12 protein-coding genes and 1 pseudogene are annotated in these 16518 nt (G+C 39.3%); 8 read left to right on the forward strand and 5 right to left on the reverse strand.

The window, feature by feature from the left end; all coding sequences use genetic code 11:
• Positions 1 to 433 precede the first annotated feature (433 nt).
• From RCG24_RS10195 to RCG24_RS10215, 5 genes and pseudogenes are all read left to right on the forward strand, one after another.
• Positions 434 to 1742: pseudogene (locus RCG24_RS10195) on the forward strand (hemolysin family protein).
• 487 nt (positions 1743 to 2229) lie between these two features.
• Positions 2230 to 3582, forward strand: coding sequence for a hemolysin family protein (locus RCG24_RS10200; RefSeq protein WP_202655546.1), 1353 nt, complete (start codon positions 2230 to 2232; stop codon positions 3580 to 3582).
• A gap of 304 nt (positions 3583 to 3886) precedes the next feature.
• On the forward strand, positions 3887 to 4582 hold the full coding sequence (locus tag RCG24_RS10205; protein WP_202655547.1) for an AtpZ/AtpI family protein: 696 nt from the start codon (positions 3887 to 3889) through the stop codon (positions 4580 to 4582).
• A 130-nt stretch (positions 4583 to 4712) separates the two neighbouring features.
• On the forward strand, positions 4713 to 5969 hold the full coding sequence (locus RCG24_RS10210) for a DUF445 domain-containing protein (protein WP_202655548.1): 1257 nt from the start codon (positions 4713 to 4715) through the stop codon (positions 5967 to 5969).
• Positions 5970 to 6137: 168 nt separating this feature from the next.
• Complete coding sequence (locus tag RCG24_RS10215; RefSeq protein WP_308079001.1) at positions 6138 to 6503, forward strand: cytochrome-c oxidase; 366 nt, start codon at positions 6138 to 6140, stop codon at positions 6501 to 6503.
• Between the two features lie 95 nt (positions 6504 to 6598).
• On the opposite strand, the gene RCG24_RS10220 is transcribed toward RCG24_RS10215, so the two are convergent.
• Both RCG24_RS10220 and RCG24_RS10225 read right to left on the reverse strand, forming a co-directional pair.
• A complete protein-coding gene (locus RCG24_RS10220; protein WP_202655550.1) occupies positions 6599 to 7417 on the reverse strand; it encodes a 5'-nucleotidase, lipoprotein e(P4) family in 819 nt (272 codons plus the stop codon).
• A gap of 93 nt (positions 7418 to 7510) precedes the next feature.
• Entirely contained in the window at positions 7511 to 8911 is a 1401-nt protein-coding gene (locus RCG24_RS10225) for an amino acid permease (RefSeq protein ID WP_202655551.1), read from the reverse strand.
• A gap of 199 nt (positions 8912 to 9110) precedes the next feature.
• On the opposite strand from RCG24_RS10225, the gene RCG24_RS10230 reads away from it, so the two are divergent.
• Both RCG24_RS10230 and ald read left to right on the forward strand, forming a co-directional pair.
• Entirely contained in the window at positions 9111 to 10358 is a 1248-nt protein-coding gene (locus RCG24_RS10230; protein ID WP_308079002.1) for a PucR family transcriptional regulator, read from the forward strand.
• 113 nt (positions 10359 to 10471) lie between these two features.
• Complete coding sequence (gene ald / locus RCG24_RS10235; RefSeq protein ID WP_202655553.1) at positions 10472 to 11608, forward strand: alanine dehydrogenase; 1137 nt, start codon at positions 10472 to 10474, stop codon at positions 11606 to 11608.
• 45 nt (positions 11609 to 11653) lie between these two features.
• Here ald and RCG24_RS10240 read toward each other — a convergent pair whose 3' ends face one another.
• Both RCG24_RS10240 and RCG24_RS10245 read right to left on the reverse strand, forming a co-directional pair.
• Positions 11654 to 13072 carry a SpoVR family protein gene (locus RCG24_RS10240; RefSeq protein WP_308079003.1) on the reverse strand — a complete coding sequence of 473 codons (1419 nt, stop codon included), beginning with the start codon at positions 13070 to 13072 and terminating at the stop codon, positions 11654 to 11656.
• Positions 13073 to 13205: 133 nt separating this feature from the next.
• Positions 13206 to 14216 carry a M14 family zinc carboxypeptidase gene (locus RCG24_RS10245; RefSeq protein WP_308079004.1) on the reverse strand — a complete coding sequence of 337 codons (1011 nt, stop codon included), beginning with the start codon at positions 14214 to 14216 and terminating at the stop codon, positions 13206 to 13208.
• A 137-nt stretch (positions 14217 to 14353) separates the two neighbouring features.
• Between RCG24_RS10245 and RCG24_RS10250 the strand changes: the two genes are divergently transcribed.
• Complete coding sequence (locus tag RCG24_RS10250; RefSeq protein WP_202655556.1) at positions 14354 to 14608, forward strand: YhdB family protein; 255 nt, start codon at positions 14354 to 14356, stop codon at positions 14606 to 14608.
• Between the two features lie 115 nt (positions 14609 to 14723).
• Here the strand turns inward: RCG24_RS10250 and RCG24_RS10255 are convergent, their stop codons facing one another.
• Positions 14724 to 16451, reverse strand: coding sequence for a phospho-sugar mutase (locus RCG24_RS10255; protein WP_308079005.1), 1728 nt, complete (start codon positions 16449 to 16451; stop codon positions 14724 to 14726).
• Between the last annotated feature and the right edge of the window lie 67 nt (positions 16452 to 16518).

A 16518-nucleotide genomic window follows, 5' to 3' on the forward strand; every position in this document is an offset into this window, starting at 1 on the left:
CGAATGGCAGTTTTTTCACGAGAAAACCAGCGGATTTGCTAAACAGATCATTTTTTGAAATAATAAATAAAGAAAAGCGCAAGCGCCTTGGTCATCGCTGTACAAACTCCTCGAAAAAGCTAACGCTTTTCCTTCGTGCGATGTTGATTCTGACGAAGCGTCCCTTGTGGAGGGGCTTCGACTGAGATAAAGGAAACACGATGCTCCTGCGCCAAGGGAGATTCGAGGAAGTGAATGTTCAGCTCGTCGCAAAGCTACATGATGTTTTTTCATAGAAGCTGCTTTGTTGACTTATCGTAGGGAGGAGACCTGAAGTTTGCTAGGCGATAGGCGCTGGAGCTGGACAGTATAAAGAAAAAATAACGGTACACTACTGATTCAATCAGTAATCTTGTAAGTGAGGTGGCATGTCTTACCGATTGTAAGGCGACCGATGGTTTGGATGAATGTTTTAGTTATAGCGATTTTGATTGCCTTTACAGCATTTTTTGTTGCTTCGGAATTTGCGATTGTAAGGGTACGAACAACCAGAATTGATCAATTAATCTCCGAAGGAAATAAAAATGCGGAGGCCGCTAAGAGAGTGATTTCCAATATGGACGGCTACCTGTCAGCTACACAGGTGGGGATTACCGTCACATCATTAATTTTGGGATGGCGGGGTGAATCTACTGTCCGCGAGCTTTTAAATCCAATTTTTGATTGGATTCAGATGCCTTTTTCGATTAAGCAGATCATCTCCACTTTCTTAGCATTTGCAATCATTACCTTTTTCAATGTTGTCATTGGGGAATTGGCTCCAAAAACTTTTGCGATTCAAAAGGCGGAAGAAATTATCTTACGAATTGCCAAGCCGCTTACTTGGTTTTATCGCATTATGTATCCTTTTATTTGGATTCTAAATCACTCTGCCCGATTTGTGACGGGACTATTCGGTATTAGACCAGCATCGGAAAATGACATCGTGATGTCTGAGGAAGAACTGCGGATGATCCTCTCACAAAGTTATGAGAGCGGAGAAATTAATCAATCCGAATATAGCTATATGAATAACATTTTTGAATTTGATGACCGAGTTGCCAAAGAAATTATGGTTCCAAGAACTGAGGTGGTTACCCTTTCCATCGATGCCACTTTAGATGAAAATTCTTGACACGATAAAAGAAGAAAAATATACCCGATACCCGGTTATTGATGGTGACAAGGATAATATTTTAGGAATTGCCAATATGAAGGAAGTATTAACAGATTGTATTAAACAAAAAAACTTAGAGAAAGAACCGCTAAAAAATTACATTAAGCCTGTCATTCATGTGATTGAAACAATTCCAATCAAAGAATTATTAATCAAGCTGCAAAAGAACCGCTCTCACATGGCGATTCTTTCTGATGAATATGGCGGTACCGCCGGAATCGTGACGGTTGAAGATATTTTGGAAGAAATTGTTGGTGAAATTCGCGATGAATTTGATGTTGATGAACTTCCGCTGATTCAAAAGGTGGGCGAGAATCACTTTATTTTAGATGGCAAAGTCCTAATCAGTGAAGTAAATGATCTCTTGGGGACTACGCTTGAAGAGGAGGATGTCGACACTATTGGAGGCTGGTTTTTAACACAAAAGTTTGATGTTCATCAGGGAGATTCCCTTGAAAGAGAGGGGTTTATTTTTCAAATCACGGAAATCGAAGGGCATCATATCCTATATATAGATGTAACGAAAACAAATGCGTCTCCTCAATAAGGAGACGTATTTGTTTGTATTTATTTTGCAAAGAGTTAGAGCCATGTATATGTCACTGTTAGATTACCATTCGATTCCTTCTCACCCCAGCAATCATGTGATGATCCTGATCTGCACAGATCGTCTTTCTTTTTCGAATTATTTTCATATCTACAACAAATACTCCATAAAATGTAGAAAATGGCACTTACACACTAACTAGTTTGACTGTAGCGTTTATTTCTTTTATAATAAAAGTTAATTTATATTTTTATATTTTTGTTGAGGTGGTCAGATAGACCAATTAGATTGAAATCAATAAATCACTGGGCAGCTGAACTGTTTTGTGACTGGTAAGACATGTTTAGCTACCTCTGAAACGCAAGGGTTTGTCGCTTTTTGCAATTCTAGTTTTCTTACAATCTCTGACAAAGTATTAAATTAATTTTTTAAATTACCGGGAGGTGAACCCTTCCCCGTCTTTAACAACCGGGCTAAGGGAACTTATTTGGACATATTTAACTTGGTTTTAATAGCCATTTTAATCGCATTAACAGCATTTTTTGTGACTTCTGAATTTGCAATTGTCAAAATTAGAAGTTCAAGAATTGACCAGTTAATCGAGGAAGGAAATTCGAAGGCAATTTCCGTAAAAAAGGTCATTTCAAACCTGGATGAATACTTGTCGGCTTGTCAACTTGGTATTACAATTACCGCTTTAGGTTTAGGGTGGATCGGAGAATCAACCATTGAGCATCTTCTTGATCCTGTTTTTCGTCAATTGAACATTCCCGACAATGCTGTAATTTTATTATCTGTCTCCATTGCTTTTGCGACGATTACCTTTTTACATGTTGTTGTTGGCGAACTTGCACCGAAAACACTAGCCATTCAAAAGGCCGAATGGATCACTCTAAATGTATCAAAACCGCTGATTCTGTTTTACAAAATGATGTATCCATTTATTTGGGTATTGAATGGATCGGCCAGGATTGTATCTCGTCTTTTTGGATTAAAGCCAGTATCGGAAAATGAAATTGCCCATACGGAAGAAGAGCTTCGAATTATCCTGTCGGAAAGTTATAAAAGTGGCGAAATAAACCAATCAGAGTTTAAGTATGTAAATAAAATCTTTGATTTTGATGATCGAATCGCCAAAGAAATTATGGTTCCGCGGACAGAAATCGTCTCATTGTCCAAGGACGACACACTCGAATCTTTTCTTAAGGTGATTCGTGAAGAAAAATTTACACGCTACCCGATTATCGATGGAGATAAAGATCATATTATTGGGGTTATCAATATTAAAGAAATCATGACCGACTTAATTGGCAATGAAAAGTTGACAGCGAAAACTCTGGAAACCTATATTCGACCAATTATTAGAGTGATCGAAACGATCCCGATTCATGATTTACTCGTTAAAATGCAAAAAGAAAGAATGCACATGGCCGTGTTAATGGATGAATATGGCGGTACTTCCGGACTTGTTACCGTTGAAGATATTTTAGAGGAAATTGTCGGTGAAATCCGTGATGAGTTTGATATGGATGAAATTCCTGAAGTCCGCAAAATTAAAGATAATCATTATATTATTGACTCCAAAGTATTAGTCAGTGAAGTTAATGAGTTATTAGGCGTCGAAATTAATGATGAAGATGTTGATACGATTGGCGGTTGGATCTTAACAGAAAATTACGAGGCCAAAGAAGGCGACATCATTTATCATGACTCCTATGCATTTAAAATTATTGAAATGGATGAACATCATTTAAAATATATTGAAGTAACAAAAATAGCCAGCGATGATGACTCAGCAGTACAACAAATAACGCTGCAAAAATCAGAGGCACTCTCGTAAATTGAATTCGTATCTGAATATATAATATATCGAGACCCGGTTCAAGATTGACCTGGTCTCTTTTCATTTCTTGCTTTTGGAGTGCTTACAGAAAGATTTACGATAACTAGGAAACTCTTTTGCCAAAATTAATATCGAGTTCACCCACACTAATAATTAAAATTCATTATTCCCTTAAACATGGTTCAGAAAATTAAAATTAATCGACTGTTTATATTACAATAATGGAAATTTATGTGTATAATATAGTTGAGAGGGAAGATTGGTATTCCTAAGGGAGATGGTGTAAAGGAGGCTGGTTTTTATGAAAGCCCTTTCCTTTAGCGTAGCTTTTGCAATCACTTTTGTTATATGTGTTTATGGCGGCTTTAAACTTGGCAGCAGCTTGGATGATAGGTTTGTTTCCTCCCCCATTTTCACTGTTATCGGAGCGCTTCTGGGAATTGGCACAGCTTCCGTCATTAGCTATTTCGTGATTTACAAACATCTGAAAGCCACAAAGGTTAAAGAGATTGACAATAAACAACTTGCAGTTAGTAAGGAAACGACAGCGAAACAACATTACCCCATTATTGATGTCAGCATTGACGAGGTTCGTCAAGCGATTCGAAAATTTTCCGACCAATTGCCTAATGGCGTTTATCGAACCATCCTGGTTAAAGAGGACCATAGTATCGACTTCAATCAATTAGCGCCCATTCTCGGGGGAATCCCAGCAAAAAAATTCTACATGTCAAAAGAAACCTATGATATTTTTGAAGAAAATGAAAAACATATTCCTCCCGCAATGGACATGGTTCAGAAAGCTGTCGATCAATATGTAAAAGAACATAAAGAATATCCGATATTAGATTTTGATCCAGAGCGCAGGGTAAATTATTATCAGCTTACCCAAGAGAAATTTCTCAAAAAGGCACCGGATATTCAATTTTATATTACTGATATGGATGGACTCATCACCCATATCAAACCGAAGCGGAAAAACACTTCTCGTTATTGAGGAGTGTTTTTTTTACATATACAGCCATTTCTATTTGTGAAATTACGTGTTTTTCGATATATTAGTTCTTGAATTATCTTTTTTCTCAAGAAGAATATCAGTATTATTATAGCAAACGAGGAGTTTTAAGATGGATAAACCGAAAAAAAATTTGCGTCATTTGGCAACGATCTCCCTTGCAATCATGGCAGCCGGTTTTCTAATAACCATTTTTTTAGAGCCATCCATATGGAAAACGATCCTACAGGGGGGTTTTGAAGCAGGACTTGTTGGGGGACTTGCCGACTGGTTTGCGGTAACCGCGCTATTTCGACATCCGCTGGGTGTACCTATCCCGCATACAGCGCTTTTACCAAAGAACCGGGAGAAGATTACTGCAAAAATAATTTCAATGATTGAAAATGACTGGCTGACAAAGGAAAGTATTCGTGAAAAAATAAACACGTTCCGGATTACTGACAAACTTTTTGGCTTATTGGAAAGGGAAATTCCCTCCGATCCTGTGAAAAAAAACATAATGAACGTGATTCAACATTTTATTAAAACCATGAATGTTAAAAAATTCGCACCTGTGATTGAAAAAGAACTTAAGTTGCGGCTAACCAAAATCGAGATTAAACACTATTTACCGATATTAATTGAGCAAATTAAGTTACGCAAATATGATGAAAAAGCACTTGATTTTATCCTCGAAGAAATTGATGAATGGGCAAAAAAAGATAGTACAAAGCTCCGCCTTGGTGGAATGGCCGTTGAAATGATTGAAAATATTAAAGCAGACGGTTTCATGCAATTTGCCTTACGGTCATTTAGCAGCCTGGTCAATGAAGAAAAATTGGGCAGTATCATTCAAAATCTCATTGTCAAAGGGGTCGACAGCTTCCGTGACCCCTATAATCAAAACCGGCTGACATTGCTGATGCATATCAATCAAAAGCTGCAGGACTTAAAGAACGATGAAAAAGTGTATGATGAGCTTGAGCGTTTCAGAACACACATCATCAATAGCTGGCAAGCAGAGGAGAAAATTACCAAGTTGTTGACAGAAATACAGGAAAAGGCGTTGGTTTTAACCTCAGCACCTGATTTTTACGAAAAATATATCCTGCCATTTATCACTAATAATCTGGAGCAGCTTAAAGCAGACGAAGACAAGGTCAATCAAATGGAAGCATGGCTGAAGAAACAAATTGCCAGCTTTGTTGATCAAAACCATTCAAAAATTGGAACCCTTGTAAGGGAAAATTTAGATAAGTTAGATACAAAGACACTCACTGAAATGATTGAAACCAATGTTGGTAATGACCTGCAATGGATCCGAGTAAACGGGGCTGTATGCGGCTTTTTAATCGGCCTCGTTCTGGTAGGAATAAAGGCGCTATTCTAATAACTCGACCGGAAGACCTTCAGAAAAGAAGGTCTTCTTACATTTATTATTCCACAATATTCTTCATAAAAAATCCTTTCTCGTCCTTATAAATCAAAGTTCTACTTTATAAAGAGCCCTCATAATTAGTACTGTAGGCATAATTTTGATCTATAAGGAGGCTGGCAAATGGGCGTTAGGTTCATTAAAATTTCCGTTTGTTACTTTGTCATTGGGGTGTGTTTTGGAATGTACATGTCAATGACAGAAAAATTTACCTTTACCCCTGTACACGTCCACGTAAATTTATTAGGATGGACGGCGATGACCCTTGCCGGATTGATCTATGTGGCATTCCCAAGGGCAACTGAAACAGCCCTGGCAAAAATTCATTTTTGGATTCACAATATTGCCCTGCCTGTTATGATGATTGGTCTTGCTTTATTAGTTTCCGGTGTGTCAGCTGCCGGCCCTGCCGTAGCCATCGGAGGAACGGCCATGGTCTTGGGTGTGATTATTTTCGCAATTAATATTCTTGTTAATGTAAGAAACTAAAACCACTGTCCTATTAATGATTATTTTTTATCATCCGCTTCTTGCTTCTCGCCAAAAATGCTGCCGTCATACTGCCGCAGCATTTTTGGTATTTTTTACGGCTCATAGGTTTGCAAATGATCTCTCCTGATCTTTTCTATTTCTTGCCAAGGCTTCTTCAAGTTAAAATCATAAATGGCTCCCTCCCAATCCCCATACATTGGGTTCGGAAATACAATCAATTTTTTTCCAAATTCCTCTTTCAATTTATTGACTGTTTCTAATCTTCCCCTATCTGTCAGACCATCAAAACCGCTGAAATCCCCTAAATTATCGCCAAATAATAACAAAATATCATGAGTTTTCGCCACCTGTTGGCGCCGGTTTTCCTTCCCATTTTCGCTTTCCTGCTGCAGCAGCACATGGTTTGCATCCGCTTGCGGTACTCCAACTTTTTGCAGATTTTTAATTGTCGATTCCTTCGCGGCCTCCTGACGGTTTGAAATATAAAAAATTTCAACTCCTTTTGAGTCGGCATAGCGTAAGAAATCAAGTGCGCCTGGCAGCAGTTTGGCATCAGCCCGTTTAATCCATTTGCTCCAATCACGCGGGTCCCCCTTTCCATTGACAACATAAGAAGCCTGATGGGGACTGTTATCAAGGATCGTTTCATCAATATCGAGAACGATCGCTGGCTTTAAAGCACGATTATACTGCTTTTTACGAAGTATTTCATCCAGCCTCATTTTTCCGATGTTATAGCCTTGAAAATACAATGCTTTTGCTTCTCCGGAATTTTGGAACCAAAGAATCGACATTGTATTTTGTTCATAAAGACGTGTCGGCGGTTTCGTAATGGTTTCCGCGTAACCACTACTGGCGGAAAAGAGCAGTATTAATCCGGCAGCAGAAACCGAAATTATTAATTTTTTCATCACTTTTACCTCCTGTTCATTTTTATATTGTTAGTATGTGAAAAACGCATAAAAAAATGAGACCCTTAATGGGTCCCATACTTCAGTCTGTATTTAACTGGCCTTTTGTTTAACTGACGTTTGCCGGTGTTCTTTTTTATGAAATCCCTTGCCGTAATAAAAAGCAACCAGAAGACATAACCATAGCGGTCCAACCAAAAGGGCAACTCTTGTATCAGGGCTGTAAGCCATAACCCCAATTACAAACACAAGAAAGGCTAACGAAAAATACGAGGTATATGGAAAAAACGGCATTTTATAGTTTAAACGTTTTACATCTTCAGGGTTTAATCCCTTTCGATAACGGATCTGCGACAGTAAAATGATCCCCCATGTCCAGATAGCACCAAAGGTCGCGATACTTGTCACCCAAGTAAAAACCTTGGCCGGCACAACGTAATTCAACAGCACACCTAACAATAAAGCGGCAGCAGATGCCAATACGGCAAAGCCGGGAACTCCGGATTTGGTTACTTTAGCAAATCTTTTGGGAGCCTCGCCATGTTCCGCAAGGTCAAATAACATTCGGGCTGTACTGAAGATTCCACTGTTACAGGAAGACAATGCAGCAGTCAGCACAACAAAGTTGATGATGCCGGCAGCACGTTTGATTCCGATTTTTTCAAAGGTCAGAACAAAAGGACTTCCTTTTGTTCCAATTTCCGCCCATGGGTAAATGGACAAAATGACAAATAATGCACCTACATAAAAAATCAAAATCCGCCAAAACACCGTATCAATCGCCCGTGATAATGATTTTTCCGGATTTTTAACCTCTCCAGCCGTTACCCCGATCATTTCGATTCCCAGATAAGCAAACATTACCATTTGTAAGGACAATAAAATACCTTTGGCCCCATTAGGAAACAATCCTCGATGATTCCATAAGTTACTGATACCAGTTGCGGTACCGCCGTTCCCAAAGCCGAAGAAAATCATCGCAGCACCAACAATGATCATGGCCACAATGGTTACAATTTTAATCAGTGCAAACCAAAATTCTAATTCACCATAAGCCTTAACGGCAATTATATTCACCGTTGTCATAATGATTAAAGCGGCTAATGCCCAAATCCATCGTGGCGTGGATGGGAACCAATACTCCATATAAATGCCCACTGCGGTAATTTCCGCCATACAAGTTACAACCCATAAAAACCAATAATTCCAGCCGGTAATATAGCCCGCCAACGGTCCTAAATATTCCCTTGCATAGGTGCTGAACGACCCGGCAACTGGTTTTTGAATGGCCATTTCGCCCAGTGCTCTCATGATAAAAAACATAATCATTCCGCAAAAGGCATAACCTAACAGTATCCCCGGCCCCGCCATTTTAATAGCAGTTGCTGACCCGAGAAATAAGCCCACACCGATTGCTGCCCCCAATGACATTAACGTGATATGCCTTTCTTCCAATCCGCGCTGAAGTTCGTCTTCCTGACTCTGTTGATTCATGTTTACACTCTCCAATGGTCCTGTATTTACTGAAAATTGATAATTAAAAGACCTAAAATTATTTTAACATTGTTTTATGTTATTTTTGAATAATATTTTGTAAAAAAACATGAAATACAACTATTTTTTTTGTAAAATTAAACAAAGAAGGTTTTACCTTTATATTTGTCTTCCTTTTCTTTAGATGGGGGTAATTCATATGAATTATAGTTTAAATGATCCTTTTAAAATGGATTTTGAAAGTTTGGAAGAATTGGCTGAGATGATTAGCCAAGTGTTGGAATGCCCAGTCACCATTGAGGACGCCAATCATCGCCTGCTTGCCTATAGCACCCATGATGAGCGAACGGATCCGGCGCGAATTGCCACAATAATAGGACGCAGGGTCCCCGAAAAGGTAATTAATCAGTTATGGAAGGAAGGGACCATTCCTGCCCTGCTGTCAACGAAAGAACCGATTCGTGTCAAAAATATGGACGAAATCGGTCTTGGTCATCGGGTAGCCGTATCAATTTGGAAGCAAGAGGAAGTATTGGGGTTTATTTGGGTAATTGAAATTGATAAAACCCTAACGGAAGAAGAGTATTCGCTGTTAAAGAAGGCGGCTGAATCTGCCAAAAATAAATTGCTGCAGCTTCAGACACGGAAAAATAAGAAAGAGGAGCGGTCTCAAGAATTCTTTTGGAAGCTGTTAACAGGGCATTTAGCTAATCATGAAGAAATCACAGGTAATTTTCACTCCCTGCAAATAACACCTGCCTCTTCCTATTCCTTGCTTGTTTTTCAATTTAAGCATAATATTTCGGGTAAGATAGAGCAAAATATTTCCTATTTGCTCACGACCAATCAGCGTTTTAAAATTATGCTTTATACCATTGACAGCAATCAATTGATATTACTTGTTTCGGCAGACAATATACGCCATACATTTGAAGAACTAAACTATTTTGTCCGCCAATTTGTCTTTAATATGAGTGAACGCTACGGGGGAAATGAGATCACTCCGGTTTATAGCAGTATTTATTATGACTATGGAAAAATAAAGCATGCCTATCATGAATCATTAGAGGTATTATCGATTAAGGAAAAGTTTCCAGAAGAAACCAAAGACATTCATACATATCAAAAGTTGGGAATTTACCAATTCTTTGATATCCTTCTGCAGAAACGAAAAAGTAACGATTTTGAAAATTATTCATTGAAATTACTTTATCAATACGACCAAAAACATAACAGCAATCTGATTGAGACGCTCGACGTATTTTTAACTAAAGATGCGAACATCAACGATGCCGCAAAAGAACTAAATGTACATGCCAATACTTTAAATTATCGGTTAAAAAGAATTGCGGAAATTGGCGAAGTCGATTTTAAAGATCCGAATCAAAAAATATCCCTTTATATTGACTTGAAGTTAAGGAAGTATCAGAATATGCAGCATTTGTGAAAATTTCCAAAAACACCGAAAATATTTCTTCAATCTTAACAAAGAAATTCCTTGACAAACGTTTTATACTTGACCTATGGGAGAAAAAACTTTATATAAGGGGCGAATTAAAAATGTTGATTGGCGTACCAAAAGAAATTAAAAACAATGAAAACCGTGTTGCTTTAACACCTGCCGGCGTACTTTCATTTGTAAATGCCGGACATACTGTATTAGTGGAAAAAGGGGCAGGTGGTGGAAGCGGTTTTGCCGATGAAGACTATGTTAAGGCTGGGGCCGAAATGATTGATACTGCTGATACCGTGTGGAAAAAAGCAGAAATGATTATGAAGGTTAAAGAACCTCTCGACAGCGAGTATCAATACTTCCGTCCAGGATTAATTCTGTTTACCTATTTACATCTGGCTGCTGAGCCTGAACTTGCCAAAGCACTTAAAGATAAAGGTGTTATTGCTATTGCCTACGAAACTGTTTCAGTAAACAGAACCCTTCCTTTATTAACACCGATGAGTGAGGTAGCCGGACGGATGGCGGCGCAAATTGGTGCGCAATTTTTACAAAAGAATAACGGGGGACAAGGAATTCTGCTTGCCGGCGTTCCTGGTGTTAACCGCGGTAAAGTAACCATTATTGGCGGTGGAATCGTTGGTACAAATGCTGCAAAAATGGCTGTTGGCTTAGGTGCTGATGTTACGATCATCGATTTAAGTGCGGACCGTCTGCGCCAGCTTGATGACATTTTCGGACATCAGGTAAAAACGTTAATGTCTAACCCTTATAACATTGCCGAAGCAGTAAAAGAAGCGGATCTTTTAATTGGTGCCGTTCTTATTCCAGGGGCCAAAGCTCCTAAGCTTGTTACGGAAGAAATGGTTAAAACCATGAAACCTGGTTCCGTAATTGTCGATGTTGCGATAGATCAAGGTGGCATTGTTGAAACAAGCGATCACGTTACAACACATGATAATCCAACTTTTGTAAAGCATGGTGTGATTCACTACTCTGTCGCTAATATGCCTGGGGCTGTTCCACGGACATCGACGATCGCTCTTACGAATGTGACTGTCCCATATGCATTGCAAATTGCCAACAAAGGTGTTTACAAAGCGGTCATCGAAAATCCTTCCTTACAGCTAGGGGTTAACGTTGCCGCCGGAGAAATCACCTATGAAGCGGTTGCACGTGATCTTGGCTATACCTATGTACCTGTAGAGGATGCATTAAGAAAAGTAACTTCTGAAGTAAAATAATGTTATTGAATCAAAGGCAGCTATCCATCTAGCTGCCTTTTCTTATTACAAATATTTCCGATGAACTCCCTTGCCATCGTATGAAAATAGCATCGTTCTATCCTCAATCATTGTTTCCAAATGCACGGGCCTGCCCCACAGCTGATAAATATAGGGCATGACCTTTTCAAGATATTTTACGTCCAATTCTACCCCTTCATACCAATGCTTCAAATATAATTCGCCATTTCTCAGATAGTCGCCGTCATTGACCGTAATGTAGGGAAACCCGCCGTTCACCCGCATGTTTACTAATTGATCACGGACATGCTCCCAATCTTTATCAACAATTTTATATTCCCTTCCCTGCTTTTGGAAAAGATACATATCCTCCCTAAAAACAAGCTCCTTTGTTAAATAATTTCTCAAGAAAGAAATGTCGGATTCAATTTCTCGTACTTCGAAGATTTTTTCCCTGCCGGAATTGGGTTCAACTCCCCGTTTTTTCATTTCTTCTGTTGGATTGTTATACCGTTCCTCAATATCTTCAAAAATCTTCAATCCAAGATAATAAGGATTGATTCCGGTTTTCGAAGGCTGCACGACTCCGGCATTTAATTTTGCAAATTCAATCGCCTCACCACTCGTCAAATTCATTTCTCGTAAAATACGTTGATGCCAGTATGATGCCCAGCCTTCATTCATGATTTTCGTTTCCAGCTGCGGCCAAAAATAAAGCATTTCTTCCCGCATCATCGTGAGAATATCGCGTTGCCAATCCTCCAATTCTCTGCTGTATGTTTCAATAAACAGCAATAAATCCTTTTCCGGTTTTGGCGGAAATTTCTTTTTCTTTACTGGTTTTGTTCTGCTCTTATTCTTTTTGTTTTCATCCAAATTCCATAAATCATCATATGGTGTTGGTAAACGCTTTTCTTCCTCTTCCTCCTCATCATCCTCGATTGACCATGCTAGTTTAGGACGCATAAGCGACGGATCAATATGTTCGTCAATCGCCAGCACGGCATCAAGGAAGGACTCAACTTCTCTTTTTCCATATTGAATTTCATATTGATGAATCCGGTCAGCTGTGGCAGCCATGCTTTCAACCATATCCCGTTTTGTATTCTGAAAGCGGACATTATTTTTGAAGAAATCACAATGAGCCAAGACGTGTGCAACGATCAGTTTGTTCTGGATTAACGAGTTGGAATCCAATAAAAAGGCATAGCATGGATTAGAGTTAATGACCAGTTCATAAATTTTACTTAAGCCGAGATCATAATGAAGCTTCATTTTATGGAATTGTTTACCAAAACTCCAATGCGAAAACCGGGTAGGCATACCATAGGCACCAAATGTGTAAATAATTTCGGCAGGACAAATTTCATAACGCATTGGATAGAAATCCAGGCCAAAACCACTGGCAATTTCCGTTATTTCGCTAATGGCAAATTCAAGTGCCCTGCGTTCTTCCTCATTCATCAGCCAATCCCCCCTTTTCCTCTTACCACAATGTATGAAGAAAAAGCAGGAATGATGAAACAAGATAAAGTGAAACTTCCATCAGTGGGGATTTTCTTCCCCCACTGATGGTTTGTTAAGGCGGAAAAAACAATTAGCGATAATGGATCTTTGTAAAAGAGTCAGTCGGAATCTTCCTTGCCTCTTTGGCAAGCTTTAGGCCAACCAATTTATTTCTGTTCCATTCATTTTTAAAAATGCTTAGCGGCGGGCTTGTTTCCCCGACAAGATAACTAATTTCGATGGTCAGTGCCGGACGGCGATAAGTAGTAATAAACCAGTCGGTAAAACCGCCGCCGGTTGCCTCCTTCTCCGGCTTTGCCAATTTGTAGCCAGTCAGTTTTGCGATTTTTCTGGCGATCCAATAGTCGCGAAATAGATAACGCCCATTTTTGTAGTTCCAAAAGAGCTCCCGGCCAGCTGAATGGTAGGAGACAGCAACCGCTGGATTTATTTCTCCGATAAAGTTTGTTAATGCCTGAACTTCCACCGCTTCCAGCGGCTTTTTTCCTTTATAGGATTTATAATATGGTGTTAATGGGTCCTTCGGAAGCTGATCCCAATCTGCGGGATATTGTCGATTTAAATCAATTCCGTTGCCATTGGCTTTCCAGCGTTTAAAATTTTGACATCCATCATTCATTTCTTGCAGATGGATTTGATGCTTGAGGGGAAATGTTGCCAATTGATGTTGCTGAATGATAACACCATCCGGATTTAACATCGGTACAAACCAAATAGCCGTTCCGTTTAGAATCGCGGTTGACTGTGAGCTGACACTTTCTTTTTTTTCATAGGCGTCTGCATATGTTTCCAGCATTTTCATCAGCAGCATACTTGTCAGCCATTCACGGCCATGATGGGCGCCAACCAGCAAGATTGTTTTTTTTCCTTGTCCAAGCTTGATTCCCCATATTTCCCGGCCAAACTCGGACTTGCCAATCGATGTTACCGTTAAAACGTTGCTATATTTATTTTCTAGTTCAAGTACATCATTGGTTAAATTGTTATATGAATACGGCTTAGTTGTTTCGACTATCGCCGCAGCAGCGTGTTTGTTACATAAGAAACAGCATACCAGTAAAAGAGCAAGATACTTTCCCATAAACCCCTCTTTGTTTTTAAAAATAAACAGGTAAATGTTGATAAGCGCTGTATGATCGGGCGTCCAACATTTTCTGCGTGTGTTCTCGTTAAAACGTCATACAATAATCACAACTCCTAATAAGGAGGAGAATATAAATGAACAAAATGGATTATGACCGGGCGTTATTTTATACGCACCGTTCCGAATGGGACAATTTATTGATTTTAATGGTGCGGACCACTGACCATTTTCTTTCGAAAAAAATAGAACATTTCCTGCATGCCTATAATTTTGAACGTGACTACGCTGTTATTGAGCAAAAATTATATAATCTGCTTCGTTACATCGACCATGCAAACGAGACGCTTGATGAGGAAATAAATGAGATGCCGATGTATAGTCTTTCCTGAAATCACAAGTGGATACATTTTAAGTGAAAAGATTTTTTCCAACCGGACAAAAGAATTCCACCAAAAAAGCACGGGATTTCAATTTTTTGAAATGCCGTGCTTGCTCAGTTTAAACTTATTTCATTTTTTCATCAACCAAGGCCATAAAATCTTGTTGAATTGCTTGTAATTTGGCTTTGCTCGTTTCCATCCTTTCACTATTCACACCAAAATAAAATTTGACTTTCGGTTCAGTGCCGGAAGGTCTTAGACAAACCCATGAACCGTCCTCAAAAATGTATTTCAACACATTTGAATGTGGCAAATTAATTTTCTCTTGGCGATTCAAGGTTGTTCTAACTCCTGATAAATAATCTTCCGTCGCCACCGTTTTCAGCGAACCTAATTGACTTAACGGTTCAGAACGGAAAGAAGCTAAAATACGTTGGATTTTTTCTGCCCCTTCCTTGCCTTTCAGAGTCAAGGAGCGAAGGCCTTCCAAATAATATCCATACTTTTCAAATAGCTGCATTAAGCCGTCATAAAGGGACATCCCTTGATTTTTATAATAGGCACATACTTCTGCAGCTAAAAGAGCGGCTTGAAGGGCATCTTTATCACGGACAAAATCGCCAATTAGATAACCGTATGATTCCTCATAACCAAATAAGAATTGGTGGTCACCGCTGGCATGATATTCTTTAATTTTTTCCCCAATAAACTTAAAGCCGGTCAGAACATCAACCGTTTCTAACTGGTATGCAGAAGCAATGGTTCTTCCCAGTTCAGAGGTGACAATCGTTTTTAAAACGACCCCATTCTGCGGGAGTGTTCCTTTCTCCTTTTTCTGGGAAAGAAGATAATCGAGCAATAACGCCCCTGTCTGATTCCCGGTTAGAACTACGTATTCACCTTCATGATTTGGTACCGCTATCCCCAAGCGGTCAGCATCAGGATCGGTTGCGATTAAAATATCAGCCTCTGTCTTTTGGCCGTCACGAATGGCTAATTCAAAAGCGGCATGTTCCTCGGGATTAGGGCTTTTTACAGTTGAAAAATTCGGATCCGGAAGTTCCTGTTCTTTGACAACTGTGACATTTTTAAACCCGAAAGCGGTCAGCGCAGCACGCAAAGGCTTATTAGAAGTACCATGTAAGGGAGTAAACACAATGTTAATATTTGTTTCTTTTGCCAAACTTGGGTTTACTGAAATGGTTTTTAATTTTTCTATATAGGCTTGATCAATCTCCTGGCCAATCGTCTTAATTAGGCCATGCGAACGGAGCTTTTCTTCATTTTCAACGTTAATTAATAATTCATTTTCAATTTCGTTGACTTTTTGTATTAATTCATCAGCAGCCCTGGGAGTTAGTTGACCGCCATCTGAACCGTATACCTTATATCCGTTATATTCAGGTGGATTATGGCTGGCAGTAACGACAATTCCAGCAAATGCCTGCAAATACCTTAAAGCAAAAGACAATTCTGGGGTTGGCCTGAGTTCATCAAATAGATAAGTTTGAATTCCAGAAGTCGCCAATGTTTTGGCTGCTTCCAAGGCAAACTCCGGTGATTTATGGCGTGAATCATAGGCGATCACAACCCCCCGCTGTTTTGCCTCTGCCCCAAATTTTTCTATATAGGCAGCCAGGCCAGCAGATGCTTTACGAACTGTATAAATGTTCATTCGGTTTGTCCCTGCACCAATTTCACCGCGCATGCCCCCGGTACCAAATTCTAAATTCTTATAAAAGGCCTCCTCAAGATATTTTTCATCATCCTTAAACGCTTCGAGCTGGTGCCGTAATTCTGGCTCTAATCCCGCGAATTCCATCCAGCTTTTTGCAGCTGTTCTCCAGTCCATGATTAAAATTCCCTCCAATGTTTATGTACTGTGTTATTCATTTTAACTTCTATTCTTATTCTATTAC

This window comes from Neobacillus sp. OS1-32 (assembly GCF_030915425.1).
In the GTDB taxonomy this organism is placed as follows: domain Bacteria; phylum Bacillota; class Bacilli; order Bacillales; family Cytobacillaceae; genus Neobacillus; species Neobacillus paridis.